Source organism: Corallococcus carmarthensis (assembly GCF_003611695.1).
GTDB classification, from domain to species: Bacteria; Myxococcota; Myxococcia; order Myxococcales; family Myxococcaceae; genus Corallococcus; species Corallococcus carmarthensis.
In genome coordinates, this window is the sequence record NZ_RAWE01000151.1 from 1 (window position 1) to 24,634 (window position 24,634).

Consider the following 24,634-nt stretch of genomic DNA (forward strand, 5'->3'; position numbering starts at 1 on the left):
TTTTCCGGTGGCAATGTCGGAGGGGTCACACCCGTTCCCATCCCGAACACGGAAGTTAAGCCCTCCAGAGCCGATGGTACTCCGCGGGAAACCGCGTGGGAGAGTAGGTCGCTGCCGGATTCTTTTTGAAAGCCCCTGGTGCCGCAAGGCGCCAGGGGCTTTGTCTTTGCGGGCTGGTGCTGCCTGCCGCCTCCTGGCTTGAGCGCTGAAGTGTGCTCGCGGGTGGCTGTCTTTGCGCCTCAGCCCAGCAGGCGCACCGCGAGAAACACTGGCAGGGCTACGTAATAGAGCGCTCGGCAGGTCCACTCCGCGCCAATGCGTACGTTGCGTGCCCACCGGGGGCCCAGCCATGCGGCGCTGAAGCACAGTGCTTCAGCGATGGCCCTCCAGAAACACCCAAACAACAGCAGCGCCAGGAACACGGGCAGCCAGGTGCGCCCGAAGGACGTGAGGTACGCCCTCCATCCGTACATCTGGAGCTCTCCGAAAGGGCCGCCGAAGGAGATGTATTGGTGCGCCCGGAAGAAGATGCCCGCGAGCACCCCGGGCACCAGGCCGTACTTCAGTGCCTGGTCGTACCAACGCCGGCGCCACTTCTCACTGCGTGCCTGGGCGTACCTGACCCGTGGATCGTGACGCGCTTCCCCCAGCGTGCCCATCGCCGCGAGCAGGGGCATGGGGGCCTGCACTTCCAGTCCGTAGTCGAATGCGCGTCCCGTGCGCAGCCGCAGCGTGAGCCCGGGTCCTGGACTGAGCAGCCGCCAGGGGCGGACGGACTCCAGGGCTTCGAATGGAATCTCGAAGTGCGCTCCTCCTTGCTGCGTGAGTACCAGACCCTCTGGACGCACCGTGACCGTGGCCCTCGTGCCCAGGTGCAACAGACGGAGCGCGATGAGTGGCAGGAGTCCCCCGACAGTGAGGCCTGTTGCCAGCGGGGCGGGCAGCAGCGTCTGTGTGCCTGCGAGCACGTCCTTGAACAGCAGCGCCGTGAAGAAGCAGAGCGTGCCAAGGACCGCGGCGTGCAGAAGTGCACCCAATGCACGCAGCCGCGGGGTGAAGGCGTGGACGGGGAAGGGGCCGGATGCGTCGACGGTCATGATGGGGGCATGGCGGCCCGCGCATTGCCTCGATGCGAGCGGCTTCCGTAGCATACGCACCCCGGAGGCCCCCCGAGAACATGCGTTCCCCGCAGCCTGGCCCTGATCGTCGCACCGATTCCGATGGCGTGACGCGGGTGACGCCCTCGCGAGAGTCTTCCGGCGGCGTGGGCCCCTGGCTCATTGGGGGCGCCACCGCGGTGACGGCCCTGTGCGTGGGGCTTTGTCTGTGGTGGCTCTCCCGACCTGTCCCAGTCGAGGAGCTTCCTCCCATCGTGGTGGCCGCGCGCCCTGCGCCTGTGGCTCCTTCCCTGGAGCCGGCGCGCCCTGCCGTACGTCCTGCCGCGGTCCCTGTCGCCGCGCCCACGCCCGTGGAGGAGCCCGCTCCCATGCCCGTCGATGAGCCGCCCCCTCCGGAGGGCAAGAGCGGGACGGCCCTGTATCAGCGTGGCACCAAGCCGTTGAAGCGCGGGCTCGTCGTGCCCGACGACTTCGAGCTGCCCCCTGGCTACATGCGCCACTACCAGGCGACGGACAATGGCCAGCCGCTCGCCGCCATCCTGATGTTCCATCCGGACTTCACGCCCAAGGACGCCAACGGGCAGCCCATCCCCATCCCCGAGAACCGCGTGGTGCCCGAAGAGATGGCTCCTCCCGGCATGCCCCACCGGCTGCTGGAGATTCCTGTCGAGGACGAGGACTCTCAGTGACGTCTGTGAAGGGGTGGGCCGGGGCGCTCCTGGGCGTCGCGGCGACCACCGTGCTGTTCGCGACGTTCGGACAACTGCAATCGGGTTGGGTGTGGCTGGGCGCGGTGGCCATGGCGCCGTGGCTCGCGGCGGTGGACCGGGTCCGTTCCGCTCGCGGCGCCGTGGTCCTGGGCGTGCTGCTGTCGGTGACCTTCACGGCGGTGGTGTTCGGCTGGTTCCCGGGCGCGCTCGCGGCGTACTCGCGTGCGCCGGTATGGCTGTGCTGGGGCGTGTTCCTCCTTCTCGCGCCTGTGCTGGAGCTCCAATTCCTCACTGCCGCTTGGGTGCGGTGGTACGCGCGCCGGCAGGTGGGGGATGGGCCTCGCCTGGCGTGGGTGCCGCCGTTGCTCACCGCGCTCGTGTACGTGGGCACCGAGTGGTTCACGCCCAAGCTGTTCGCCGAGACGCTGGGCCATGGGCTCTATGCTTCGGAGACGTTGCGCCAGGGCGCGGATCTGGCGGGCGCTCCGGGCCTCACGCTGGTGCTGCTGCTCATCAACGAGTGTGTCGTCTCGGTGGCCCAGGGGCTGCTCTCACGGCGGGCATTCCGGTTGGGGCCGGTGGTCCTGGCGGTCGCGCTGGCGGCGCTGGTCTGGGGCTACGGACAGGTGCGGTTGGGGCAGGTGCGTGCGGCGGTGCACTCGGCTCCGGCGCTGGTGGTGGGCGCGGTGCAGGCGAACATCACCAACATCGAGAAGCTGGCCGCGGAGCAAGGCACGTACGAGGTCGTTCGCAACATCCTGGATACGCACTACGCGATGTCGGATGCGCTGTTGCGCTCGGCGCCGCTGGACCTGCTGGTGTGGCCGGAGACGGTGTATCCGACGACGTTCGGGACTCCGAAGAGCGAGGACGGCGGTGCGCTCGATGATGAGATCCGCGCGTGGGTCGCGGAGCGCGGTGTCCCCCTGGTGTTCGGTACGTACGACCTGGACGGCGAACGCGAGTTCAACGCCGCCATGTTCCTGGGCCCCTCCGCGACGGGCGAACTGGCTCAGTCCGTGTACCGCAAGACGATGTTGTTCCCGCTCACGGAGTGGGTTCCCGACGCCGTGGACACACCCTCGCTGCGCGCCTGGCTTCCGTGGACCGGACGATGGAAGCGCGGGCCTGGACCCCGGCTGGTGGACTTCCGGCTGAACGGTGGCCGTGTGCTCAAGGTCGCTCCGCTCATCTGCTACGAGGCGCTCTTTCCCAACTACGTCGCCGCGGAGGTGCGCCAGGGGGCGGACCTGCTCCTCACGCTGTCGAATGACTCGTGGTTCTCTGGCACTCCCGCGCCCCGGCTGCACCTGATGCATGCGGCCTTCCGCAGCATCGAGACGCGCACCGCGCAGGTTCGGGTGACCAACTCGGGCATCTCCGCGTTCATCGACCCCGCGGGTGCATGGACCTCCGAGCTGGAGGACAACCAACGTGCCAGCACCGTGATGCGCGTGCCCACGGCGGACCGGCTGAGCTCACTCGCGGGGGCGTGGGGGGATTGGTTGGGGCCCGTGGCGCTCACGCTGGCCTTGGCGCTGAGCGTGTGGATCCGGCGTCGCGGCGTGGAGTGCCCTGGGCACGTACCGGCGTAGCTCCACGCGCCAGCACGTACCTCCCGCGCGGTATGGCGGGTCGCCAACGGCGTAACGATTCTCTTGGCTTCCTCTTCAAGGGAGCTGCCATGAGCGACGATCTCAAGAAGCGCGGCCTGCAAGACCGCGTGCGCATCAACGTCAATGAGGACTGGGAAGTGCGGGAGTGGAGCGCCCACTTCGGATGCACCGAGGCGGAGCTGCGTGCAGCCGTGCGCGAGGTGGGCGTGATGGTTGCCGATGTGCGGCGCTACTTCCTGGCCCGTCGGTAGTTCCTGGGAGGCGCGCGGGCCTTCAGCCGGTGCGCCTCCTGGACCCCCAGGCCCAACGGTGCCAATCCCTCTCAGGACGCCGGGCTCGTGGCTGCCCTCCTGGCAAGGCCCAGCGCTCCCAGCGATAGCAGGGCGGCGATGGCGACTCCCAAGGCCATGGGCCTCGCGGTGCCGTCGTGGCTCGCGCTCACCGTCGCGGAGGCTCCGGCCGCCAGCATGAACTGGAGCGCTCCCAGGCCCGCCGATGCGATTCCTGCCTGCTTCGCGTGCTGCTCCATCGCCAAGGCCGTCGCGTTGGGCGTGATGGCACCCAGGGTGGAGACGAACACGAACAGCGACACCGCGATACCCCACAGTCCTCCGAAGCCCGTCGATGCCACCGTGACCAGCACCAGCCCCGCGAGCGTGGCGATGCGCACCGCCTGCTTCAACACGCGCTCCGGCGAAGAGCGCGCCAGGAGCCAGTGATTGAGCTGCGAGACCGCGACCAGCCCCGCCGCGTTCGCTCCGAAGAACCACCCGAAGTGCTCCGGCTTCACGCCGTGCAACGTGATGAACACGAAGGGCGAACCGCCGATGTACGCGAACATCCCCGCCTGCGCGAACCCCGCCGCCAGTGCATTCCCCAGGAAGTCTGGCGCCTTCGTGATGCCCCACATGGCCTGGAAGGGGTTGGAGCCGGAGGCTCCGCTCCTTGGTGGCGCTGTCTCCGGCAGGATGGCGAACACCGCTCCCAGCGCGATGACGCCGATGACCGCGTGGCTTCCGAAGATGGCCCGCCAGCCCGCGGCTCGCAGCACCCAGCCTCCCAGCAGCGGCGCCAGGATGGGCGCCAGGCCCATCACCAACACCAGCCGCGACATCATCCGCGCCGCCGCCGCTCCCGAGTGCAGGTCCCTTACGACGGCCCTCGCCGTCACCATTCCCACCGAACCGCCCAGCGCCTGCACGAAGCGGCACGCCGCCAGCACCTCCGCCGACGGCGCGGTCGCGCACCCGATGGAGCCCAGCACGTAGAGCGCCAGGCCTACGTAGAGCGGCTTCGTGCGGCCGAACCGGTCGCTCACCGGGCCGGCGAAGAGCTGCCCCACCGCGAGCCCCGCGAAGAATGCCGCCAGCGTGCGCTCCACCTCTCCCGCGGTCGCGTGCAGCGACTCTCCGATGGAGGGGAACGCCGGCAGGTACATGTCGATGGACAGCGGACCGAAGCCGATGAGCGCTCCCAGGAGGATGATCAGCCCGGGGCCCTCCGTGGAGCGGGACAGCTTGGGCGTGGCGGTCGTCATCTCGGGGTCCTCTTCAGCGGCTTCTTCCTGGCGCGTGCTGGCGCTTCTCGCGGGGACAGCAGCACCCGGATGAGCTGGCGCAGGAGGGCTTTGTCCTCGCCGGGGGCGTAGGTGGCTCCTCCCACGTGGGCGTTGAAACAGCGGGCCTCCAGCGCTCCGCAGAGTGCTTCCGCCACGACCCTGGGCTCCGCCAGGTCCACCCTTCCGGCACGCTTCGCCCGGGTGAGCCACTTCGTCAGCCCCTCTCGCAGCGCGACGGGGGGCGGCGTCTCCAAGTGGATGGCCCTGGCGCCTCCCAGCGCGGAGTAGTGCAACACGAACAGCCAGGGCACCAACTGGCGCAGGAAGTCCCGGTGGTGCAGGAGCGCTTCCAGGAGCTGGTCCTCGAGGGACGCGTCGTCACCTGGTCCTGGCTCCAGCAGCGCCAGCGCGGTGGGCGGCACGGGGCGGAGGGCTCGGGACATCAGCGCCTCCTTGGTGCCCACCCGGTGCAGCAGCGCTGCTTGAGAGATGCCCAGCCGCTTCGCGATGTCCTGCAGCGGCGCGGAGGGACCCTGCGCCAGGAACACGGCGCGGGCGGCTTCATCGATCTCAGGATCGAGGACTCGAGGGGGACGGGACATGGGCTCGGGGGATTAGTTACTGACTGGTAGGTAACCAATCCACACCGGTCGTGCAAGGGGCCCGTCCTTCCGGGCCCCACACGTCAGCTTCCGAGAGACATCAGAGGCGGCCGGCCTTGAGCTCGCCCACCAGGTGGCCGCAGGCGCGGACGGTGAGGGCCATCATCGTCAGGGTGGGGTTCTGGGGGCCCTGCGACGGGAAGGCGGAGCCGTCCATGACGTAGAGGTTGGGCACGTCCCAGCTCTGATTGAACGGGTTGAGCACGGATGTCTTCGGGTCCTTGCCCATGCGCGCGGTGCCCACTTCGTGGATGGCCATGCCCGGATGCGAGAGCTGCTTGTTGACCTTCTCCACCGTGCAGCCCGCCTCCTCCAGCATCTCCAGGCAGGAGGCGGCCGCGTCCTCCGTCATCTTCAGCTCGTTGTCCGAGTGCCGGCACTCGATGTGCGCCGCCGGAATGCCCCAGCGGTCCTTCACCGTGGCGCTCAACGTGACGCGGTTCTCCGGGCGCGGAATCATCTCCCCGAAGGGCACCATGTGCATCTGGTCGTCGAAGGTGAAGACCTGCACGCCGTAGCCTCGCGCGAAGGTCGGGTGTCGCTCGGAGACGTTGCGGAACTGGGGAACGTACGCCCAGCCGTGCTCCTTCTGCTGCAGGTGCGAGGGGAGGTTCATCCGCGCCTCGATGCCTCGCAGATACATGTGGTCCATCAGGTGCCGGCCCACCAGGCCCGAGCTGTTCGCCAGGCCGTCCGGGAACGCCCGGTTGCGCGAGTGCAACAGCAACCGCGTGGATTCAATCGTTCCCGCGGACACGACCACGACCTTCGCGTGGACCTCCTCGGAGGTGCCGGAGTTCGCGTCGATGAAGGACACCCCTGTCACGCGCCCTGTGTTCGGGTCGTGCAGGATGTGGCTGGCGATGGCATGCGAGCGCAGCGTCAGCCGCCCCGTCTTCAGCGCCGCGGGCAGCGTCACCGGCGCGTTCGCGGTCCGCCGGGCGACGACGTGACGGTCTGGCCAGCGCGCCTTCACCTTCTCGCGCAGGCGGACCTCTCCGGGCGACATCGGCGCGGGGCCGGAGAAGACGGAGTCCGGCAGCGTGTCCACGCTGTCCGAGTTGCCTCGCAGGCCCATCCACCGCTCCACGATTTCGTAGGACGGCGCCAGGTCCGCGTGCGACAGCGGCCAGTCCGGGCTCAACCCGTCCAGGCTGCCCGCGTGGAAGTTGAAGTCAGACAGCCGGTAGAACTGGCGGCCGTGGCTCTTCACGCTGGTCCGGCCGCCCACCTGCCGCGCGCGAATCCAGGCGAACGGCGCGTCATCCGGCGTCGTGTAGGGATTGTCCACGTCATCCACGAAGGCGTGCGGATGGAAGGGCCAGGCAAAGCTCGTGGACTGCACGGACTGGCGTGAGGTGCGGTCCTGGTCCGACTCGATGCGGTAGCCCAGCTTCTGCTTCACGCGGTGCATCAAGTGGAGGGCGCGGTCCGCCTTCTCGCCGCGGCCCGCCTCCAACACCAGCACCTGAAGCCCGGCCTCTGTCAGCTGCTTGGCGGCCCAACCACCACAGGCTCCCGAACCCACCACCACCGCGTCGTAGACCGTCTTTGACGTCTTCATGCCTTCCCACCCGGACGGTCTTCTGCCGCCGCTGCTAAAGTTCGCCTAAACTGTAAACCAGGGACCCGTTGGTGCCTATAGGGTCTAGGTGTGTGGAGGGTGCCAACACAAGCCCGGGGCAGCGGCTTCCGCCCCTGGTACAGGTCGCTTGCTGTCGGAGAGGGGCGGACATGGCTGGGCTCTTGAAACGGATTCGGTGGGGGCGGGTGCTGGGCGTGTTGGTGGTGCCTTGCCTGCTGGTGGCGCTGGTGTTGGGCGGCCGCGCGGCGTGGCGCTCCGAGCAGTACTTCCACTACCCGAAGCCGGCGGCGGTGCTGCCCGCGGACTTCGGTTCCGCGCGAGAGGTGACGCTGCGCACGGACGATGGGGTGGAGCTGCGGGGCTGGTACCTGCCTTCGCGCAACAAGGCGGCGTGGGTGCTGGCGCATGGCCTGTCGCAGACGCGCATGGACCTGCTGCCGGAGGCCCGGGTGCTGCGCGACGGGGGGTATGGCGTGCTGCTGTTCGACCTGCGCGCGCATGGGCAGAGCGGCGGCGAGACCTCCACCTGGGGGGACAAGGAGCGCCAGGATGTGCGCGCGGCGCTGGCGTATGTGCGGGCGCAGCCGGACGTGGACCCTGCTCGCGTGGGGGCGTTGGGGTTCTCCATCGGATCCGCGGCGGTAGCGGAGGTGGCGGCGAAGGATCCGCAGGTCGCGGCGGTGGTGCTGCTGTCCCCGTTCAACACGCTGCGGCTGGCGGCGGCGTATGACTTCCGCCGCTTCGGCGTGGTGACGCAGACGGGGGCGCTGGTGCCGTTCTGGCGGCGGAGGATTGCGCTGGAGGAGGTGCGGACCATCGATGCGGTGGACCGCATCAAGCCCCGGCCCCTGTTCATCGTCGCGGGGACGGAGGAGTCCGGGCAGCCGCTCTTGGATGAGCTGTTCGCGCACGTTGCGCCCTATGCCCAGACGTGGCGCATCCCCGGGGCGGCGCATGGCAACTTCGCCGCTGCCGCGCCCACGGAGTATCCGCGCCGGCTGCTGGAGTTCGCGGACACGGCGCTGAAGCCCGTGGAGGGCGAGCCTCCCGCGGTGGCGAAGCCCGTGGCGCCGACCGTGGAGAAGAAGGCTCCGGCGAAGAAGCCTTCACGGCGGAAGGCAGGGGCGCGCTAGCTCCGCGCTACGCCTGCGCGGGCGGGGCGGCTTCGAGCTTCGCGAGCTCGTCCAGGTACATGCGGCCCTTCACCGGGTCCGTCATGTAGAGGAACGCCGCCATGCCCTTGAGCTGCTCCAGCGACTCGCCTTCGCGGCCCGGCTTGCCCTTCTGGCGGTTGTGGATGGCCGCTCGCAGGCGGCGCACCACATCGCGGGGGACCCGGGCGGCGGGCGTGCCTTCTTTCGCCTCGTTCACCACGAGCCCCGTGACGCGCTGACGGCTGCCCTTGCGGGCGACTCGCGTCTTGTCCGGGTGCACCGTGAAGCCTTCGGTCTCCACCACGTCCTTCACGCGCGCGAGCAGCACCGCCACCGGTGCTCCCTGCGACCGGCGCGCCTTGGGCGCCTTCGCCTTCGTCCAGGAGAACGTCAGGTCGTCCGCGTAGCGCGTGTACGTGAAGCCCAGCTTGCGCGACAGCGCCGACAGCCGCTTGTCCATGCGCAGGCACAGCGCGTTGGTGATGCCCGGCGAGGTGGGCGCGCCCTGCGGCAGGGCCCGCGGCCCCTGCGCCACGTGCAGCGTCTTGCCGCGGAAGGACATCCGCTCGCGCGGGGCTTCCGTGGACATCAGCGCCAGCAGCGTGGACGTGTTCTCCGGCAGGCCGCCCTTGCGGAGCAGGCCCTTCACCCGGCGCCACGTCACCGTCGGGAAGAAGTCCTTCAAGTCCACCTTCACCACCACGTCCGCGCCCCGGTGCGCCAGCGCGTTGGTGAGGATGGAGCGCCCCGCGACGAAGCCGTGCGCCGCGCCGTGTACCGGCAGCCGCTCCACGATGTTCGACAGCACCCAGCGCTGCGCTTCCTTCAGCTCCGGCTTGGGCGACGTGATGGTGCGCTCACCGCCCGTGCGCTTGGGGATGCGCCACGTCACGTAGTTGGAGCCCGTGTCCACGTCGCGGTGGAACGCGAAGCCGCGCAGCTTGGACACGCTCAGGCCCAGCGCCTTCGCCAGGTCCTCCGCCGAGTCCAGCGTGGGCAGGCCGTTCTGGCGCGCGCGCTCCTCGCGGTGCTCCAGGTCGAACTTGTCCGGACCGCCGGCCTCGTTCCAGTGGATGCCCACGCCCAGGTGGTTCACGTGCGTGGCCTTCCACGCCTCGTGGGCCAGGCGCTCCAGCGCGCGGCGCTCCACCGCTTCGGCCTTCTTCTTCTCCTTCCAGGCCGTCTTCTCCTTCTCCTTCAGCGAGGAGAAGTCCACCTCGTCCGCGAGCGCGCCCTTCGCCACGAGCTGCGCTTGCACCCATTCAGCGGTGCCGCCGGCCTCGGTGATGGCCTTCCAGCGCGTGAGGAGGGCGTCGTGCGCGGCCCTGGCGGCCTCGCGCTTCGCGACGGTGTTGGGAGCAGCCGCGGGCGCGACTTCGGGAGCGGCCTGCGGCGGGGCGGCGGGGACGAACGACTCCAGCTTGGCGGTCATCGATGTACCTTCGACGGGCGCGGCGGCTCAGGGAGGGGCGACGGACGAATCGAGCGGTCGAGGGAGGCCAGGAAGGCACCACCAGCTCACCTGGGGCACGGTAGCCTCACCGGCTCTCCCCTCCCGAGCACTACCGTCGGGGTGGGAAAACGGCGGCTGCGTCGTTGGTTCCGCTTCCCGCCCCGACGGTAGTGCTCGGGAGGGAGAGAGCCAAGAACAGGCTACCTTGCGGAGAGTGTCCAGCATTTCAACCAGAGCGGCGCAACGCCGCTCCCGCGCTCGAGGCGCTGAGGCTGATGCGGTCCAGACCTCTCTCGACCACTCGCTATTCGGTTTTCGTCCGGCGCCACCATCCTTCCGGCCGCCCCGTCGGCGGCCGGGCCGTTGGTTGAGGGTTTACACCAGAGTCGAGGCCGCGTCGATGTAGCCGTCAGCGGTCAATTTCTCCAAACGGCTGAAGTACGCCGTCCGGGCTTCCGTGTCCGTGTCGAACCACAGGCGCTGGTGGCGCGAGTCGCCCAGGCGGGGGCCCCACGTGAGGGCCACCACCTTGCCATCCAGCGACACGCGATACACCTGCTCCAGGCCCGTGGCCGGGTCGCGGCGCACGTACGCGCGCGTCTCCGCGCGGATGAGCTTGCGGCCCTCGGGCGTCTGACGCAGCGCCTCTTCCTCGGCGCGGCGGCGCGCGTACGCTAGGCGCAGCGCGAGCATGTGCTCGCACGGGCCTTCGCGCAGGCCGGAGCGGCGGAAGTGCGGGCAGCCGCAGCCCGCGTCCTTCACGCGGCCTTCCAGGTCCATGGTGAAGCTGGGGAAGAAGCTGCGCACCGCCTCGCGGTCCACGACCTCGCCCTGGATGCGCGTGCCTTCGCCCATGATGTCGTGCACCTGCGTGAGCTTCACCTCGCCGGAGCCAGGACCGCCGTCGCCGAGCAGGCGGTGGGCGCGGGCTTCACGCTCGTTGCCGTAGCGCAGCGCGGCCTCGTCCACCGGGGTGGGCATGAGCTCGCGCGGGCGGTAGGTGCCGCGCGCCACGTCGAACAGGACGCGGCCTCGCAGGCACTCGAGTTGGAGCGCGGCGCGCACCTGATCCTTCGGGGCTCCCGCGTCCTTTGACAGCACGTCGAAGGGGAGGGGGCCGTCCTGGCGCAGACGCAGGCGGAGCTTCTCCGCCAGGCCTTCCGGCACGTCGCGCGGCATCAGCGCGTCGAAGGCGGCGGCGCTGGACCAGCCGCTCTCCGTCCAGCCGGTGAGTCCCAGCGTCAGCGTGGCGCTGCCCAGGTCGATGACCCAGAACACCGGCAGGCCCGGACCCAGCAGCTGCACGTGCACGCTCTTCGCGTGGGGCAGCAGGCGCGCGAGCGCGGCGAGGCGCTGACGGCCGAAGGTGCGCACCACCGCGGGCGCGCTGCCGGTGTACGGGCCTCCGTGGCACTCCAGCACCTGCTCCCACGGCTCCAGCACCAGCCGGGGCGGCGCGCCGGGGACCAGTTCGAAGCGCAGCGCGCGGGGCGCCTTCTTCGAGCGGCGGGTGCGCAGCGCGAAGAGCAGGTTGTACAGGTCGATGGGCGCGATGGAGCAGGTCGTGGCCGGCAGCGTCGCGGCGGACTGCACCTGGAGGAAGCCGCGCAGCCACGCGTGCGGCACTTCCACAGTGCGCGGGGCGCGGGGCTCTCCGGCGGGCGTGGCCTTGGCGGTGGGGGCGACGTGGGCCTCCAGCATCACCGGGGCGTAGGCGCGCAGGCGGTCCAGCCGGGCGGGCAGCTCCTGCGGCACGTCCAGGAAGGTGGAGCCGTGCGCGGCCTGGCGCTTGTCGAAGAGGCTGTTGTCGAAGGCGAGGCGCGCGTAGGCGCTCTCGTCGCGGGAGAAGACCTCCAGCGAGACCTGATCCGGATCCACCGTGAGGACGGGGTCCAGGACGGCGTCCTTCTTCTCTTCGCCCTCCAGCGCGTTGTCGAGGAAGGCCTTCTGCGCTTCCCAGATTTGAGCGCTGGCGCGCTTGCCCTGCTTCATCAGGTACGCGAGGTACGCGGTGCGGTCGCGGCCCCGGTAGCGCAGGTCGCTGGAGAGCACCGCGAAGGCGGCGGCCAGCGCGTCGCGGAAGAGGGTGGGGTCCTTCACCTGGCCACTGACGCCCACGGTGCCGCGCGAGCCCTCCAGGGCCAGCTGCACGCGCGAGGCGTCCGGCGTGACGACCACGTCGCTTTCCGCGGCGTAGCTCAGCGCGACGGGATGACGTGCGGTTGCGGTGCTCACGACGGTTGACCTTCCTTCCGGGCGCGCTCAGCGGCCCGGCGTGCACGTTTGTGGGCGCGGTAGGCCGCCTTGCGCAGCTCCACCGACTGCGACTTGTCGAACGCCGCCGTCTTCAGCAGCGCCGCCGCTTCGTCTCCGCCCAGCCGTCCCAGCGCGGCCCAGGCATCCTGCCGCACCTCCGGCTTCGCGTCGGCGGCCACGGACTTGAGCGGCTCCAGGTCCTTCTTCGCCAGCAGCGCGGGGACCGCGAGCCGGCGGGCTTCGCTGCCCGTGAGCGCGGACGTGGCCACCTTCGCGCCCGTGGGGCCCATGGCCACCGGGTCGAAGGGCTTCACCTCCAGCGCCCAGGCCGAGGACTGCTCCGGCACCAGCGCGGCCAGCACCGACGCGGCGGCGGAACGCACGGCGGCGTCCGGGTCTCCCAGCGCGGTGCGCAGGGCCTGCGCTTCGTTCGCCGCCTTCATCCGTCCCAGCACCCGTGCCGCTTCCTGGCGCACGGCGGCGGGGGCTTGGGCCTCACCCTTGCGGAGGATTTCGGCGGACGTCGCGACCAGCTCCTTCGCGCCCAGCCGTGAACCCGCCCAGAGCAGGCGCTCCCAGGCGGCGGCCAGCGGGTCCTTCTTCGCGGGCTGCGCGGTGGCCCACGCGGCGGCGGTGCGCCGTTCGGCGGCCACGAGCGCGCGGGTCAGCCCGGCCGTGTCCACGGCGCCGGCTTCGCGCGCGTCGCCCGTCCAGGTGCCCACGAGCCGCGCGGCCTCTTCACGGGCCTCCGGCTTGTCGTGGCCGAACAGGGCGATGACTTCAGGGACGGGCATCGCGCCCCGGCGAGCGAGGCCGCGACGCAGCCGCAGGCGCAGCTCCGCGTTCTCCAGCGTGGCGAGGCGGGGCACGAGCAGCGCCGGGTCGCCTTCGCTGGCGAGGTAGGTGGCGGCGGGCTCGGAGATGTCCTCGTGCTCGCTCTGCACCGCGAGGAACTCCACCCGCGTGCGCTCCTTCGGAAAGAGGACGTCCAGCGCCTTGCGTGCGGCGGCGCGCAGGTCGTCGTCCTCCTCGTTCAGCGCGGCGGCCAGCGCGGTTTCGGCGGCCGGGTCTCCGAACTTGCCCAGCTCCTCCGCCACCGTGCGGCGCACGTCGTCGTCGGTATCGCTGTCGGCGAGCAGCGACTCCAGCTTCACCCGGGCGCGCTCTCCGCCCAGGGCGCGCAGGCCGCGCACGCCGGCTTCCTGGCGCTGGAAGGCGGTGCCGTCCGTGGCCGCGGCTTCCACCTTCTCCTCGACGCGGCGGCGATCCTCGCCGTCGGGCAGCCGGTTCGCCAGCCGGCCCAGCGCCTCGATGGCGGCGAACACCATGTCCTCTTCCGCCGGGGCGTCCGGGGTGCCTCCGCCGGCCACCGTCTCCAACTCGGAGAGGGCGCGCACGTCACCCAGGGTGCCCAGGGCGAGCAGGGCGCGGCCTCGCTCGTGCGGCTCACCGGCGCGCGCGTACAGCAGCAGGGGGCGCAGGGCGCTGGCGCGACGCTGGTGCGCCACGCCTTCCGCCGCGGGCAGCATCAGTTCGCGGGCCCCGGCGCGGAGGATCTCCTCCAGCGGCTCCACCGCCGCGCCCTCTTCCACCACGCGCTTCGAGTAGTGCTCCACGGCCGCCGCGCGCACGGTGACGTCGCGGTCGGTGAAGAGCTGGACGAGCAGCGCGTCCTGGCCCTCGTTCTTGCCGTGCTCCAACTCGCGGGCGGCGGCCTTGCGGACCTCCGGGTCCTGGCTCTTCACGGCCACGCGCAGGAAGCGCACCGCGAGCGCCGCGTCGCGCTTCTTCAGCTCGCGCTCGTCCTCGTCGAGCTTCTCCTGCTCCGGCGGCCAGGTGAGCTGCATCGCGGACGTCACGCAGGCGAGGCGCACGGACGGGGCTTCGTCCTCCACGCTCTGGCGCGCGAGCACGTCCAGCGCGTCCGCGCGGTGGGTGCGGCCCAGCGCGGCCACCAGCCTGGTGCGCTCCGGAATCTCCGTGGCCACCGACAGGCGCGCGGCCAGCGCGGCCACGGCGGCGGAGGTCCCCAGTCGCGCCAGGGCCTCCTGCGCACGGCGGGTCACGGCCGGCGTCTCCGAGCGCAGGAAGGTGCCCAGCACCTCCACCGCCCGGTCATCACCCCGGAACGCGAGCAGCTCCGCGGCGCGCAGCCGCAGGTCCTCGTGCTCGCTGCCCATCGCGCGGCCCAGGGCCTCCGTGACGCGCGAGTCGTTGGCGCCCGCGAGCCGTTCAATCACGCCGACGCGCAGGTCGGCGTGCTCGCTGCCCAGCGCGGCCAGCAGCGGCTCCAGGCTGCCCGGCGGGCTCAGCTTCTCCAGCAGCTCGAAGGCGGACTTGCGCACTTCCGGCAGCGGCGAGTTCAACGCCGCGGTCACGCGCGGACGGGCCGCGTCACCGCGCTCCGCCAGTTCCTCCAGCGCCGCGCGCGCCACGTCCGGCGCCAGCGAGGCCAGGGCCAGCGCCAGCGGCTCGTCGCTGCCAGCGGGGTACAGCTCCTTGAGGCCCGCGAGCGCGGCGCGGCGCACGAGCTGGTGCGGGTCTTCCAGCGCGCGCAGCAGGGCGGCCACTGCGGCGGACGTGCCCGCGTAGCCTTCCTGCGTGAGCTTCACCACGCGGTCCACGGCATCGCGGCGGACGCGGTGGCCTTCCTCGTCGCCCACGGTCACCTGCCGCAGCAGGCCCACGTAGGCGCCGAAGGCGAGGCGGCGCAGGTGCTGACGCTCCGCCTGCGTCGAGTTCTGCGGCGTCGCCGATGCGCCTTCCGCCGGCTTCACCGCGGAGAAGAGGCGGCGCAGCCAGCTCTTGCCCGTGGCGGAGGCCGTGCCCTGCTTCTCCGGGGTGGAGGGCTGCACCACGTGCGCGGCGCCCTGGGCCGTCTCCGGCTTCCAGGGGGCCTGGAGCGAGCTGGGCCGCGCGACCTTCTGCGCTTCACGGAAGTAGTCCAGCGGCTTGTTGCGCAGCAGCAGCACCTGGGCCGCCGCGTAGCGCTGCTCCGGCTGACCGCTGGAGAGCGCCTCCGCGAGGCCAATCACGCGCTTCGCCCGCTCTTCCTCCGCGGGCCAGTCCTTCATGTCGCCGGCCTTCTCCGGACGCGGCGGCAGCAGCACCTCCACCAGGTGCGCGCGGTAGGCCTCCGGCTCCGTGCGCAGCTCCAGCGCGCGCGCCGCGGCGTAGCGCACCTCCGGACGGCCGCTGGACAGCGCGCTCGTCAGCAGGTCCGGCGGTCCGCCCTCGCGGCTGGCGCGCAGGTCGCGTGCGAGCACGATGGCGAAGACCATCTCCTGCACTTCGCGCGCGGAGTCCTCCAGACCGTGCAGCAGGCCGCCGTCGCCCTCGGGGCCCAGGGCAGCGAAGGCGAGGATGGCGCCCAGCCGGATGGGCAGGTGCTCATGGCGCAGGTTTCCGGTGAGCACCGGCAGCGCGCGCACGTCACCCAGGCGCGCCAGGCCGTCCGCCGCCCACGAACGCGCCGCCACCAGCGAGTGGCCCAGCGCATCCAGCAGCGCGCCCTCGTCGCCCCGGCGGCTCGCGGTGGCGAGACCGCGCGCGCCCTGCTCCTGGAGGTCCGTCAGGTCGTTGGGCAGCAGCGTGGTGGCGTAGAAGCCCAAGAGGCGCCGCGAGCCCAGCGTGGCCAGCGCGCGCGACGCGCGGATGCGCAGGGGGACGAGGAAGCCGGGCGGGTACATCCGCTCCAGGTCCTTGTCCGTGATGAGCCCGCGCATGGGCTCGATGATGTCCTCCGCGCCGCGCGGGGCGAGCAGCTCCGCGGCCCGCACGCGCACCGGCAGCGCCGTCGCCGCGATGCCCGCGAGCAGCGGCCCGTTCTCATTAGGGATGAGCTTGTCCAGCGCCTCCAGCGCCGCGAACGCCACGTCCAGGTGCTCGTCCTGCACGCGCTTGAGCAGCGCGGAGCGCATGGCTTCGGCCGGGGCGTGCACGGAGGCCTTGGCGGCCTTCTCGCGCAGGACCGGGTGCGTGGTGTTGAGCGCGGCCAGGTGCGGCTCCGGCTTCTCCTTGCCGGCCAGCTTCACCCACGCCTCGTAGGCGGCGGTGGCCACGCCCGCGTCGCGGTCCTCCACGGACTTCTTCAGCCGCTCCAGCGCCCAGTCGTCCGTCCCGCGCTGCGCGAGCACCTCCACCGCGCGGGTGCGCAGGTCCGGGAAGCGGCCCGCCAGCGCGCGGTCCAGCGCCTTCACCGGCTCCTTGTCGTTCCAGGCCCACAGCGTGCGGAACGCCTCACCGCGCACCTTGGCGGACTCGTCCTCCAGCGCGTCGCCGAGCAGGCCTTCCGCGCCCTCCGCCTTCGCGCCCAGCTTCACCAGCCGGTCCAGGCCGCGCACGCGCACGTCCTCGTGACCGGAGCGCAGCGCGGCTTCCGCGGCGGACAGCGGCGCGTCCGAGTCCAGCGCCACCACGGCCGACAACGCCGCCGCGCGCACGTCCCCGTCCGCGTCGTCCAGCATCCACACCAGCCGCTCGCGGGCGCGCGGGTCCTGCAACGCCTGGAGCGCGGTGGCCGTCTCGCGGCGGATGGCGGCGTCGTCCTCTCGCGACAGCTGGAGCAGCGCGCCCAGGGCGCGGCCGTCACCCAGCTGCGCCAGCACGCGCGCTCCACGCACGGCGGTGTCCGGCATGCGGCACGCCATGGCGGCGAGCAGCGGCTCCAGGTCGGCTTCCGTCAGCGCCGTCCCGGCGGCCGTCTTTCCGAAGAGCTGCTCGCGCGAGGCGGCCAGCTCCGCGTCGGTGGTGAACTTCGCCTCCGCGTCCCCGGCCGCGCGCTTCGCCTGGACCGTCAGCATGCGGGTCACTTCCCGCACCGTGCGCGCGAACTCCTCGTCCTTGGCCTCCAGCGTGGCGGCCAGCGCGCGGCGCTCCAGCACCCGCACCGCGAAGGCCACGCGGCGCACGTCCCGGTCCGCGTCGTCCAGCGCGCGCGCCACCAGCGGCTGCAGGCGCGGATCCGCCAGCAGGCCCGCCACCGACGCGCGCAGCAGCACCTCCACCTTGAGGGCCGCGGGGCCGCGCTCGAAGGCGAGCTTCAGCGGCTCCGTGCTGCCCTTGGGCGAAACGGTGGTGAGCGCGTCCAGCGCGGCGGTGCCCACCTCCGCGTTCGTGTCTGGCAGCTTGCTGGCGATGAGCCCCGGCACCAGCGGCGACGCGCTGCCCAGCTTCGCCAGCAGGCGCAGGCCCTGCACGCGCGTGTCCACGAAGCGCGAGTCCAGCGCGGCGCGGGGGGCCGCCAGCGGAGACTCCGTCTCCAGCTTCACCAGCGCGTCCAGCGCCGCGGCGCGCACCGTCTTGTCGTCGTCGTTGAGCCGCTCGCGCAGCTTCGCCCGCGCGGCGGTGCGGCCGTGGTTGCCCAGCTCCGTGGCCGCCAGCCGGCGCGCCGCGACGTCCTTGTCCGAGGACAGCACGCCCAGCACGAAGTCCAGCGCCTCCGGCTCCTGGAGCGCCACCGCCTCCTTCACCGCGGCCTCGCGGCGGGGGAGGGCGGCCTTCAGCGACTCGTTGAAGACGTCGAAGCCGTGCCCGAACGCCGTCGTCTCGTCCGTGGGCTTGCCGTCCGTGCCCAGCGTGATGCGCGTGACCCGGCGGTCCTCGCCGCCCACGAAGAGGAAGCCCAGCAGCTGCTTCGCCTGTCGGGGGCTGGCCGGGGGCGCGAAGGCCACCGCGTGCAGGCCCTTGGTGCCCAATTCGAAGGTGCGCGGCTTGCGGCGCTCGTCCAGCCGCCAGACCTTCACCTTGCCGTCGCTGCCCACGGACGCGATGCGCTCCGCGGGGTCCTCACCGGCTTCCGCCTGCGGCGTGGGCGGGAACACCAGCCCGAGCACGGAGCCCGCGTGGCCGCTGTCCTTGTCGCCGCGCACCTCGAACTCCACCGCGCCGACCAGGTATCCGATGCGCAGCTTCCCGTCGTCGCCCGCGGACACGAGCCGGCCGTCGCGCGGCGTGAAGGCCAGCGCCCGCACGGCGCCCTCGTGGCCCGGCATGTCCCGGCGCGCACCCGTCGCCACCGTGAACGAACGCACCACGCCGTCATCGCCCGCGCAGCCCACGTACGTGTGCGTGGGGTCCACCGCCACCGCGCGCAGCGGCTGCGACGACGCGCTCCACTCCTTGAGCTTCTTCGTGCTGTCCCAGTCCCAGGCGCGCACGAAGCCGTCCACGCCGGCCGTGTAGAGCACCTTGCCGTCCGGGCTGGCCGCCACCGCCGTGCACCCACCCGGGTGCGCGTTGTGGAGCTGGAACTTCACGGTGCCGTCGGTGAGCGACCCGAAGCGCACCGTGCCGTCCGCGCCCGCCGCGGCGAACTGCTCGCCGGACAGCGCCAGGCCCAGCACGTGGGCGGGCAGGGGCGAAGTCCACAGGACCTTGTTGTTCGCGGCGTCGTACGCGGTGAGGCGGCTGTCCGCGGCCGCGCGGGTTCCGCCCACGAGCAGCAGGCGCGCATTGGCGGCGAGCGCACGGACCTTCTCGATGTTGCCGATGGAGAGGTTGGCCATGGTGTCGTTGTCCTAGATGCCGCCGAGCTGCACGCCCGGGTGTGCCGCACGCAATTGCACCAGCGAGGCCAGGCAGCTCTGCCACTCGCCCTTCGCCACGGAGCCGGTGAACTCGCCCAGCACGGGCGCCACCACGCGGGCGAAGCTCTCGTCTTCCAGGCCCAGGTCGCGCACCAGCTCCACCACGCGGCGCTTGGCCACGCTCGCGGACAGCCGGCGCTGCACGTCGCCCTCGCGCGCTTCCTTCGCGCGCCCGGGCGGCAGGCCGAACAGCATGCGCCGCAGGAACGTGCGCAGCGCCTCCACGTCGCTGAAGCGCGTGGTGCCGCCCGCCTCGCGCGTGTCCTTGCCGCCGCCCGCGGGCTTCCACCCTTCAGGCAGGTGCAGCGGCCGGTGCTTCTCCCAGAGCAGCCGCACCGCGAACAGGCCCACCTCGCGGTCCGCGCTCTGCATCAGTCCGGACAGCCGCTCCGCGCCGCCCAGCCGCGCGTAGTGCCGGCGGATGAGCTCCACGGCCACTTCACGCGTGCTGCGCTTGGTGGACTCCGTGAGCGCGAACACCTTGCCCGCGTCCAGCTCGTCCGGCTGCAGCGTGTGGCGCGCGTCCGCGCCCGGCTCGCCCGCGTTGAGCAGGGCGTCATAGGCGAGGTTGCGGATCTCCTTCGCGTCCGAGTCCGCCAGCTCGTACACGCGCGTGATGTAGCCCCACGCGCGCAGCTCCGAGCGGGCGATGGTCAGCGCGAAGCGGCGCACGTCGTCGCGCGTGTCGAACAGGGCCGGCCACAGCCGCTCCGCCGTGTACGCCTTGCGCGGCGCGCGGGGGCGCAGCTCGTAGGACTTGGACTCCGGCTGCTCCGGCCCGATGCCCGGGTGGTGGCAGCGCAGGTACATCTGCGCGAACGCGCGCACCGGCGGCGGCTGCTTCGCGCCCAGCGCCAGGTCGAACAGGCGCTCCAGGCCCGCGTCCGCGTCGCCCGAGTCGCTGAAGTCCGCGGGCACCACGTTCGCCAGCAGGTAGCGGTGCGCGAAGTCGTGCAGCTCTGGATCCGCCCGCCGCGCCAGCGCCAGCAGCCAGGGCACCGTGAGCTGCCGCGCGGTGAAGAGCTTGCGGTTGCCGAGCAGCTCCAGCGCCGTGCCGCGGAACTTGCTGTTGAAGACGAGCGCCTTCACCCGCTCCACGTCCAGGCCCGGCAGGCTGTCCGCGCGGGTGAGCCACTGCGCCGCCTGACGGCCCAGGCGCGGGTGCGCCACCAGGTCCAGGATCCACTCCGGCCCGATGTCCGCCGGCTTGTACGCGGACAGGGCCTTGATGGCCGTGTCCTCCACGATGCGCGGGCGCGACGAGCGCTTCGCCTCGGTCAGCGTCACCTTCCAGAAGTCCGCCGGCATCTCCCCGGCCGCGTACTTCGTGGAGACGTAGTTCTTCGCCCAGTTGAGCTGCTCCTGCTTGCCCCAGAGCAGTTCGCGCAGGAAGTCGTGCGTGATCTCCGCGCGGTCGAAGGACTGCTCCAGCGACTTCGACGCGAACGCCGCGGTGGGCTTGGACACGAGCAGCCGGCCCAGGAGCGGCAGGCCCAGGTCGCGCGGCTTGTGCTTCTCCAGGGCGGCGGCGGCGAACTTCTGCACGTCGTCCTCGCCCTTCTCCACCAGGTCCGCCAGCCGGTCCGCGGGCAGGTCCTGCGCGTGGCCGCGCGCGTACTCGATGGCGTAGGCGCGGGCCTTGTCGCTGGGGGAGAAGAGCAGCGCGAGCACCGCCTCATGCAGCCCGGCCGCGCGCAGCTTGCCCTGGTGGAACTCCGGCGAGCCCTGGAGCGTCTCCACCAGGAAGTCGTGCGCGGTGCCCAGCGGCCGGCGCGCCAGCCGGTCCAGCCACGCGGGCGTCACCTTGCGCAGCGCCTCCGGGTGGTCCTTGCGCAGGCCCTGGATGGCGAACTTCGCGGCCGGGTCCGACTGGCACGTGTCCAACAGGCGCATCAGCGCGTCCGGCGAGCGCTTCCACGCGTCCGGATACATGCGCTGCTTCACCATGTCGTTGGGCGGCTGGATGGCGAAGCGCGATGCCGTATAGCCCTTGCTGTTGTGCGCCCAGACGTGGTGCGCCACCCAGCACTGCGACCACGTCGTCTCCGGGTCGTAGTGCCGCAGCACCTCCACCGTGAACTGCGGGTAGAGCTCCGGCACGGCCGCGCCCAGCTGGCGCAGGAAGCGCCACGCGCGGCGCTGGAGGTAGGTGAGGGTGCCGCTGCCCACCTCGCGCTGACGGCGACGGCCGCCGCGCTCCGTGTCGAAGCGCCACGCCAGCGCGCCGAACATCTCCGCGTCGTGGCGCGCCTCCGACAGCTTGTAGATGCGCTTGAGGCCCGCCCACAGGCCGAACTTCAGCGGCGCTTCCTTCACCAGCGCGATGAGGGCGGCACGCGCGGGCTCGGTGTTCTGCTCGTACAGGGACACCAGCAGGTCCGCGAGCAGCAGGCGCGGCGGCAGCGGCACGTCCTTCTGCGCGAGGAAGCGCTGCCACGCCTCATGCGAACCCTGGCGGCGGCCGGGCTTGTCGTCGCGCGCCCGCGCCTCTTCCAGCAGCTGCTTCAACGCATCGAAGGAGAGCGCGCCTTGCGGCAGCGGCGTGTCCGACGTGCGGTCCGGCTGGTCGAGGAAGGCCAGCACGGCCTCGGCGAGGTCCGGTGCCTCCGCCCTGGCCAGACGTTCGAGGTCTGCTGCGCTCAGCGCGTCGCTCGGGGTCATGGGGTGTGGGGTTTAGCACAGCTCCCCGTCCCCGCGAGGCATGATGGACCCGCCTCACCACGGCAGCGCGGGGACCTCCACCTCCTGCTCGTCGCCCGTGCCCACCGTGATGTCCTCGCGGAACGACAGCCAGCGTCCCTCACGTTCTCGCAACACGAGAAGCGTGTAGGGCCCGGGAGGGAGGCGGGCCCAGACATCCGCGCGCGACATCTCCGGGATGAGCGCCTGTTCGCGCAGCCACTGCAGCTCCGCGGGCGCGGCGGACTCGGAGGGGGCCTGGACGCGGCCGGGGACGAGGTACGGCGTGCCCTGGGCCCCGCGCTCGCTCCAGCGCAGCTTCAGCCGGGTGCCCGTCTTCGTCACCTTCAGCTCCAGCCGGGTGACGCGTTGCGGCTCGACGTGCACGAGCTGGGGGAGGGCCGTGAAGGGGTCCAGGCCCGCGGGCTTCACCAGGTAGTCGCCCGGGTCCAGGTCCCGGAACTGGGCCACGCCGTAGCGCGATACGGCGATGCGGTACGTGTCCGGGTCCGTCTTCAGGGTGACCGTCAGGGCGGTCATCACCGGCTGGCCCTGTTCGTCCCGCACGGAGACCTCCAGGCGGGTGGCGGACTGGAGGCGCAATTCGAGCGTGTCCTCGGTGGGGCCCACCGTGCGCTGGAGCGCGGCGTGCTCCGCCTCCTGCACGGTGAGCACGTACGGCCGGGACTCCACGGCGGGCAGCTGGAAGGTGCCGTCCAGGCCGGTGAGGACGTCCGCGAAGGAGCTGGCGTGCTCCGCGTTTTCGACGTCCTCCGCCGGCAGCGCCAGGGAGACGGTCACGCCGGCCAGCGGGGTGCCGGTGGCGTCATCCACCACGCGGCCCTTGATGACGTGACCCGTGTCCACGCGCACCGTGCCCAGGTCCACGTCGCGGCCGGCGGGGACGTCCACGTCGCGCTGGGTGAGGGCGTGGCCGGGGATTTCGAAGGTGAGGTGCTGGGGGCCGGGCTCGTCCACGAAGACGGTGAAGGCGCCCTTGGGGTCGCGCACCGCCTCCTCGTTCACCGTGAAGCGGGTGATGGGTGTGCCGTCCTGCTTCACCAGCCGGCCGGTGACGCGGCCCTGGAAGGCCAGGACGATGCGCACCTCCATGTTCCCCGCGCGGGCGGTGATCTTGGGGCCCTCCTGGTCCTCCAGCCACTGCTGGATGCGGCCGCTCATCGCCTCGGGGGTCTCGTCGTCCGGCCCGAGGATGGCTTCATCGTCGGGAGGGTGCTTCCCGGGAGGCCGGGGCAGCGCGTAGCCCGGCTTCATCGCCGTCAGCTCGTAGTCCCAGTCGCGCGCCAGCGGCTCCAGGATGAAGCGGCCGTCGGGGCCGGTCTTCGCGGAGAGGGGGGAGTACGAGCGGCCGTTGCTGGCTTCGTCCTCCTTCGCGGTGGCGTCCACGGAGACGCCCGCCAGGGGCCGGCCCTCCGCGTCCACGACGATGCCGCCCACGCGCCCGTCCAGGTCCATGCGCAGCGCCAGCTCCACGGTCTCCGAGCCCCGCAGCACCACGCGGTCGGGCATGAGGCGCTCGTAGCCGCCCGTGGTGGCCCGCATCCACACGGCATAGGTGCCGGGCGGAAGGCCCTTGATGTCGAAGTGGCCGTCCTCCCCCGTGGAGCCCGCGAAGGTGATGCGTTCGATCTCGATGTGCTCCTCGTCGGCCGGCTCCTCGGAGGGCGCTTCGTCCTCCTGGGCCGGGGGCGCGTCCACCTGCTGCTTCACCAGGGAGATGTCCACCTCGTTGACGGGCGTGCCGCGCGAGCTGGTCACCGTGCCTCGCACCGTGGCGCCCGCCTCCAGGGTCAGCTTCAGGCCGGACGTGGGGGCGCGGACCTGGAGCTTGCGCGGCAGGTATCCGTCGGCCTCGATGGTGAGGGTGCCGGAGAGGGGCTGGTCCACCTTGATGGCGAAGTGGCCCTCCGCGTCGGAGGTGGCGTCGAAGGTGACGGGGTCCTCGCGGGGCGGGTGCATCACGATGAGCGAGCGCGCGTACACGGGTGGAGGCGCGCCTTCCGGGCGCTTCCGGGCCGGTGGACGCAGCGACAGGGAGGCCTCCGCCAGCGGCTTGCCCGCGGCGTCGGTGACGTGGCCCTCCACGAGGAGGGCGGGGGAGAGGACGAACTCCAGCGGAGGGCCGCCCGCGGCCACGGTGCGGACCGCGGTGAGGTCCAGGAGCCGGTCCGCCACCACCTGGAAGGTGTAGCTGCGGGCCTGGAGGGGACCCAGGCGCACGCGGCCGTCCGCGTCGGTGCCGCCGAGCGACTGGAAGATGGGCGAGCCATAGTGCTCGGCGATTTCACTCGGAAGGTCGGCGTTCACCTCCGCGTGGGCCACGGGTTTGCCCGCGGTGTCGCGCACGGTGGCCTCGACGAAGAAGGTGGTGCCCAGGCGCAGCGTCACCTGGGCCTCGCGCTGGTCCTCCGTGAGCGTCACCGACTCTCGCGCCAGGAGGCCGCCCTGCTCCGCCTCCAGGGTGTAGTCGTCGGGGGACAGGCCGTCGAAGGTGAAGCGTCCCTGGGCGTCGGTGGTGGCGACGCGCTCGCCGTCGAGCTCCGTGACGGTGGCGCCGGCGACGGGCTGCTCGCCGTCCACCACCGTGCCCACGATGCGCCGGGGGGCGAACAGCACCACGTCCTCCACCATGGGGCCCGCGGCCAGCTCCTGCTTCCACTCGGTGAGCCTTCCCGGGTGGGCGGCGAGGAGGCCGTAGGTGTCATTGTCGGGCAGGGGCCCCACGGAGAAGCGGCCGTCCGCGCCGGTCTTCGTCTCGAAGTAGCGCGCCGTGCCCGTGTGCAGCACGGTCACCCGGGTGTTGGGGAGCGGGGCGCCGTCCTCGTCCACCACGCGGCCGGTGAGCGGGTGGCTGGGTTCGAGCTCCAGCGTCACGTCCTGGGTGCCAGTGACGACGTCCTCCTGGAGGCCCGCGCCCTGTGGGCCCAGGGCCCAGAGGGTGACCTTGCCCCCGGGCAGGCCCTCCAGGGTGAAGGTGCCGTCCTGCGCGGACGTGGTGCGCGACAGGACGAAGGCGCCACCCCGGTGGGACTCCACCAGCTCCTGGACCCACTGGTTGGCGGCGGGGGAGGCGCAGTCCTCCGAGGCCAGGGAGACGCCAGGCTGGTTCGTGTCGCACGGCAGCTCCGTCAGGGTCTCCCCGGGCAGGCCCACGGAGGCGGAGACCTCGATGCCGGCGACGGGCTGTCCCTGGAGGACGACGACGCGGCCCTGGACCTGGAGGGCGCCCTGGGGC

At 71.9% G+C, this 24,634-nt stretch carries 13 protein-coding genes and 1 rRNA gene; 5 read left to right on the forward strand and 9 right to left on the reverse strand.

The window, feature by feature from the left end; genetic code table 11:
- The first annotated feature begins 3 nt into the window (after nt 1-3).
- Nucleotides 4-120, forward strand: a 5S ribosomal RNA gene (gene rrf, locus D7X32_RS30385).
- 119 nt (nt 121-239) lie between these two features.
- Here rrf and D7X32_RS30390 read toward each other — a convergent pair.
- Nucleotides 240-1,097, reverse strand: a complete 858-nt coding sequence (locus D7X32_RS30390) for a hypothetical protein (RefSeq protein ID WP_120606066.1) — start codon at nt 1,095-1,097, stop codon at nt 240-242.
- Nucleotides 1,098-1,486: 389 nt separating this feature from the next.
- Here D7X32_RS30390 and D7X32_RS47060 point away from each other — a divergent pair, with 389 nt between their 5' ends.
- From D7X32_RS47060 to D7X32_RS30405, 3 genes are all read left to right on the forward strand, one after another.
- Nucleotides 1,487-1,807, forward strand: coding sequence for a hypothetical protein (locus D7X32_RS47060; protein ID WP_244239265.1), 321 nt, complete (start codon nt 1,487-1,489; stop codon nt 1,805-1,807).
- Nucleotides 1,804-3,423 (forward strand): apolipoprotein N-acyltransferase, encoded by a 1,620-nt coding sequence (lnt, locus tag D7X32_RS30400; protein WP_120606068.1) that lies wholly within the window; start codon nt 1,804-1,806, stop codon nt 3,421-3,423. The genes D7X32_RS47060 and lnt overlap by 4 nt, the downstream gene beginning before the upstream one ends.
- Before the next feature lie 89 nt (nt 3,424-3,512).
- Nucleotides 3,513-3,695, forward strand: coding sequence for a DUF3606 domain-containing protein (locus D7X32_RS30405; protein WP_120606069.1), 183 nt, complete (start codon nt 3,513-3,515; stop codon nt 3,693-3,695).
- 71 nt (nt 3,696-3,766) lie between these two features.
- On the opposite strand, the gene D7X32_RS30410 is transcribed toward D7X32_RS30405, so the two are convergent.
- The 3 genes from D7X32_RS30410 to D7X32_RS30420 all read right to left on the reverse strand — a co-directional run bounded on the left by D7X32_RS30410 (nt 3,767) and on the right by D7X32_RS30420 (nt 7,228).
- Nucleotides 3,767-4,981 carry a multidrug effflux MFS transporter gene (locus D7X32_RS30410; RefSeq protein WP_120606070.1) on the reverse strand — a complete coding sequence of 405 codons (1,215 nt, stop codon included), beginning with the start codon at nt 4,979-4,981 and terminating at the stop codon, nt 3,767-3,769.
- A complete protein-coding gene (locus D7X32_RS30415; protein ID WP_120606071.1) occupies nt 4,978-5,604 on the reverse strand; it encodes a TetR/AcrR family transcriptional regulator in 627 nt (208 codons plus the stop codon). The genes D7X32_RS30410 and D7X32_RS30415 overlap by 4 nt, the downstream gene beginning before the upstream one ends.
- Nucleotides 5,605-5,704: 100 nt before the next feature.
- Complete coding sequence (locus D7X32_RS30420; RefSeq protein WP_120606072.1) at nt 5,705-7,228, reverse strand: GMC oxidoreductase; 1,524 nt, start codon at nt 7,226-7,228, stop codon at nt 5,705-5,707.
- A gap of 170 nt (nt 7,229-7,398) precedes the next feature.
- Here D7X32_RS30420 and D7X32_RS30425 point away from each other — a divergent pair, with 170 nt between their 5' ends.
- Nucleotides 7,399-8,382, forward strand: coding sequence for an alpha/beta hydrolase (locus D7X32_RS30425; protein ID WP_120606073.1), 984 nt, complete (start codon nt 7,399-7,401; stop codon nt 8,380-8,382).
- 7 nt (nt 8,383-8,389) lie between these two features.
- Here the strand turns inward: D7X32_RS30425 and D7X32_RS30430 are convergent, their stop codons facing one another.
- The 5 genes from D7X32_RS30430 to D7X32_RS30450 all read right to left on the reverse strand — a co-directional run.
- Complete coding sequence (locus D7X32_RS30430; RefSeq protein ID WP_120606074.1) at nt 8,390-9,835, reverse strand: reverse transcriptase family protein; 1,446 nt, start codon at nt 9,833-9,835, stop codon at nt 8,390-8,392.
- 396 nt (nt 9,836-10,231) lie between these two features.
- The gene (locus D7X32_RS30435) at nt 10,232-12,091 is read right to left on the reverse strand and encodes an SWIM zinc finger family protein (RefSeq protein WP_120606075.1); all 1,860 of its coding nucleotides are present in this window, start codon (nt 12,089-12,091) and stop codon (nt 10,232-10,234) included.
- A complete protein-coding gene (locus D7X32_RS30440) occupies nt 12,088-18,618 on the reverse strand; it encodes a HEAT repeat domain-containing protein (protein WP_120606076.1) in 6,531 nt (2,176 codons plus the stop codon). Before D7X32_RS30440 ends, D7X32_RS30435 begins: the two co-directional genes overlap by 4 nt.
- A gap of 12 nt (nt 18,619-18,630) precedes the next feature.
- Nucleotides 18,631-21,360, reverse strand: coding sequence for a hypothetical protein (locus D7X32_RS30445; protein WP_120606077.1), 2,730 nt, complete (start codon nt 21,358-21,360; stop codon nt 18,631-18,633).
- Between the two features lie 54 nt (nt 21,361-21,414).
- Nucleotides 21,415-24,634, reverse strand: a 3,220-nt coding sequence (locus D7X32_RS30450) for an MSCRAMM family protein (protein WP_120606078.1), incomplete at its 5' end; no start/stop codon positions are given.

Bases quoted from the DNA above. Each gene is read 5' to 3' on its own strand.
- D7X32_RS30390 (WP_120606066.1), bottom strand. From the start codon at position 1,097: ATGACCGTCGACGCATCCGGCCCCTTCCCCGTCCACGCCTTCACCCCG.
- D7X32_RS47060 (WP_244239265.1), top strand. From the start codon at position 1,487: ATGCCCGTCGATGAGCCGCCCCCTCCGGAGGGCAAGAGCGGGACGGCC.
- D7X32_RS30405 (WP_120606069.1), top strand. From the start codon at position 3,513: ATGAGCGACGATCTCAAGAAGCGCGGCCTGCAAGACCGCGTGCGCATC.
- D7X32_RS30410 (WP_120606070.1), bottom strand. From the start codon at position 4,981: ATGACGACCGCCACGCCCAAGCTGTCCCGCTCCACGGAGGGCCCCGGG.
- D7X32_RS30415 (WP_120606071.1), bottom strand. From the start codon at position 5,604: ATGTCCCGTCCCCCTCGAGTCCTCGATCCTGAGATCGATGAAGCCGCC.
- D7X32_RS30420 (WP_120606072.1), bottom strand. From the start codon at position 7,228: ATGAAGACGTCAAAGACGGTCTACGACGCGGTGGTGGTGGGTTCGGGA.
- D7X32_RS30425 (WP_120606073.1), top strand. From the start codon at position 7,399: ATGGCTGGGCTCTTGAAACGGATTCGGTGGGGGCGGGTGCTGGGCGTG.
- D7X32_RS30430 (WP_120606074.1), bottom strand. From the start codon at position 9,835: ATGACCGCCAAGCTGGAGTCGTTCGTCCCCGCCGCCCCGCCGCAGGCC.
- D7X32_RS30440 (WP_120606076.1), bottom strand. From the start codon at position 18,618: ATGGCCAACCTCTCCATCGGCAACATCGAGAAGGTCCGTGCGCTCGCC.
- D7X32_RS30445 (WP_120606077.1), bottom strand. From the start codon at position 21,360: ATGACCCCGAGCGACGCGCTGAGCGCAGCAGACCTCGAACGTCTGGCC.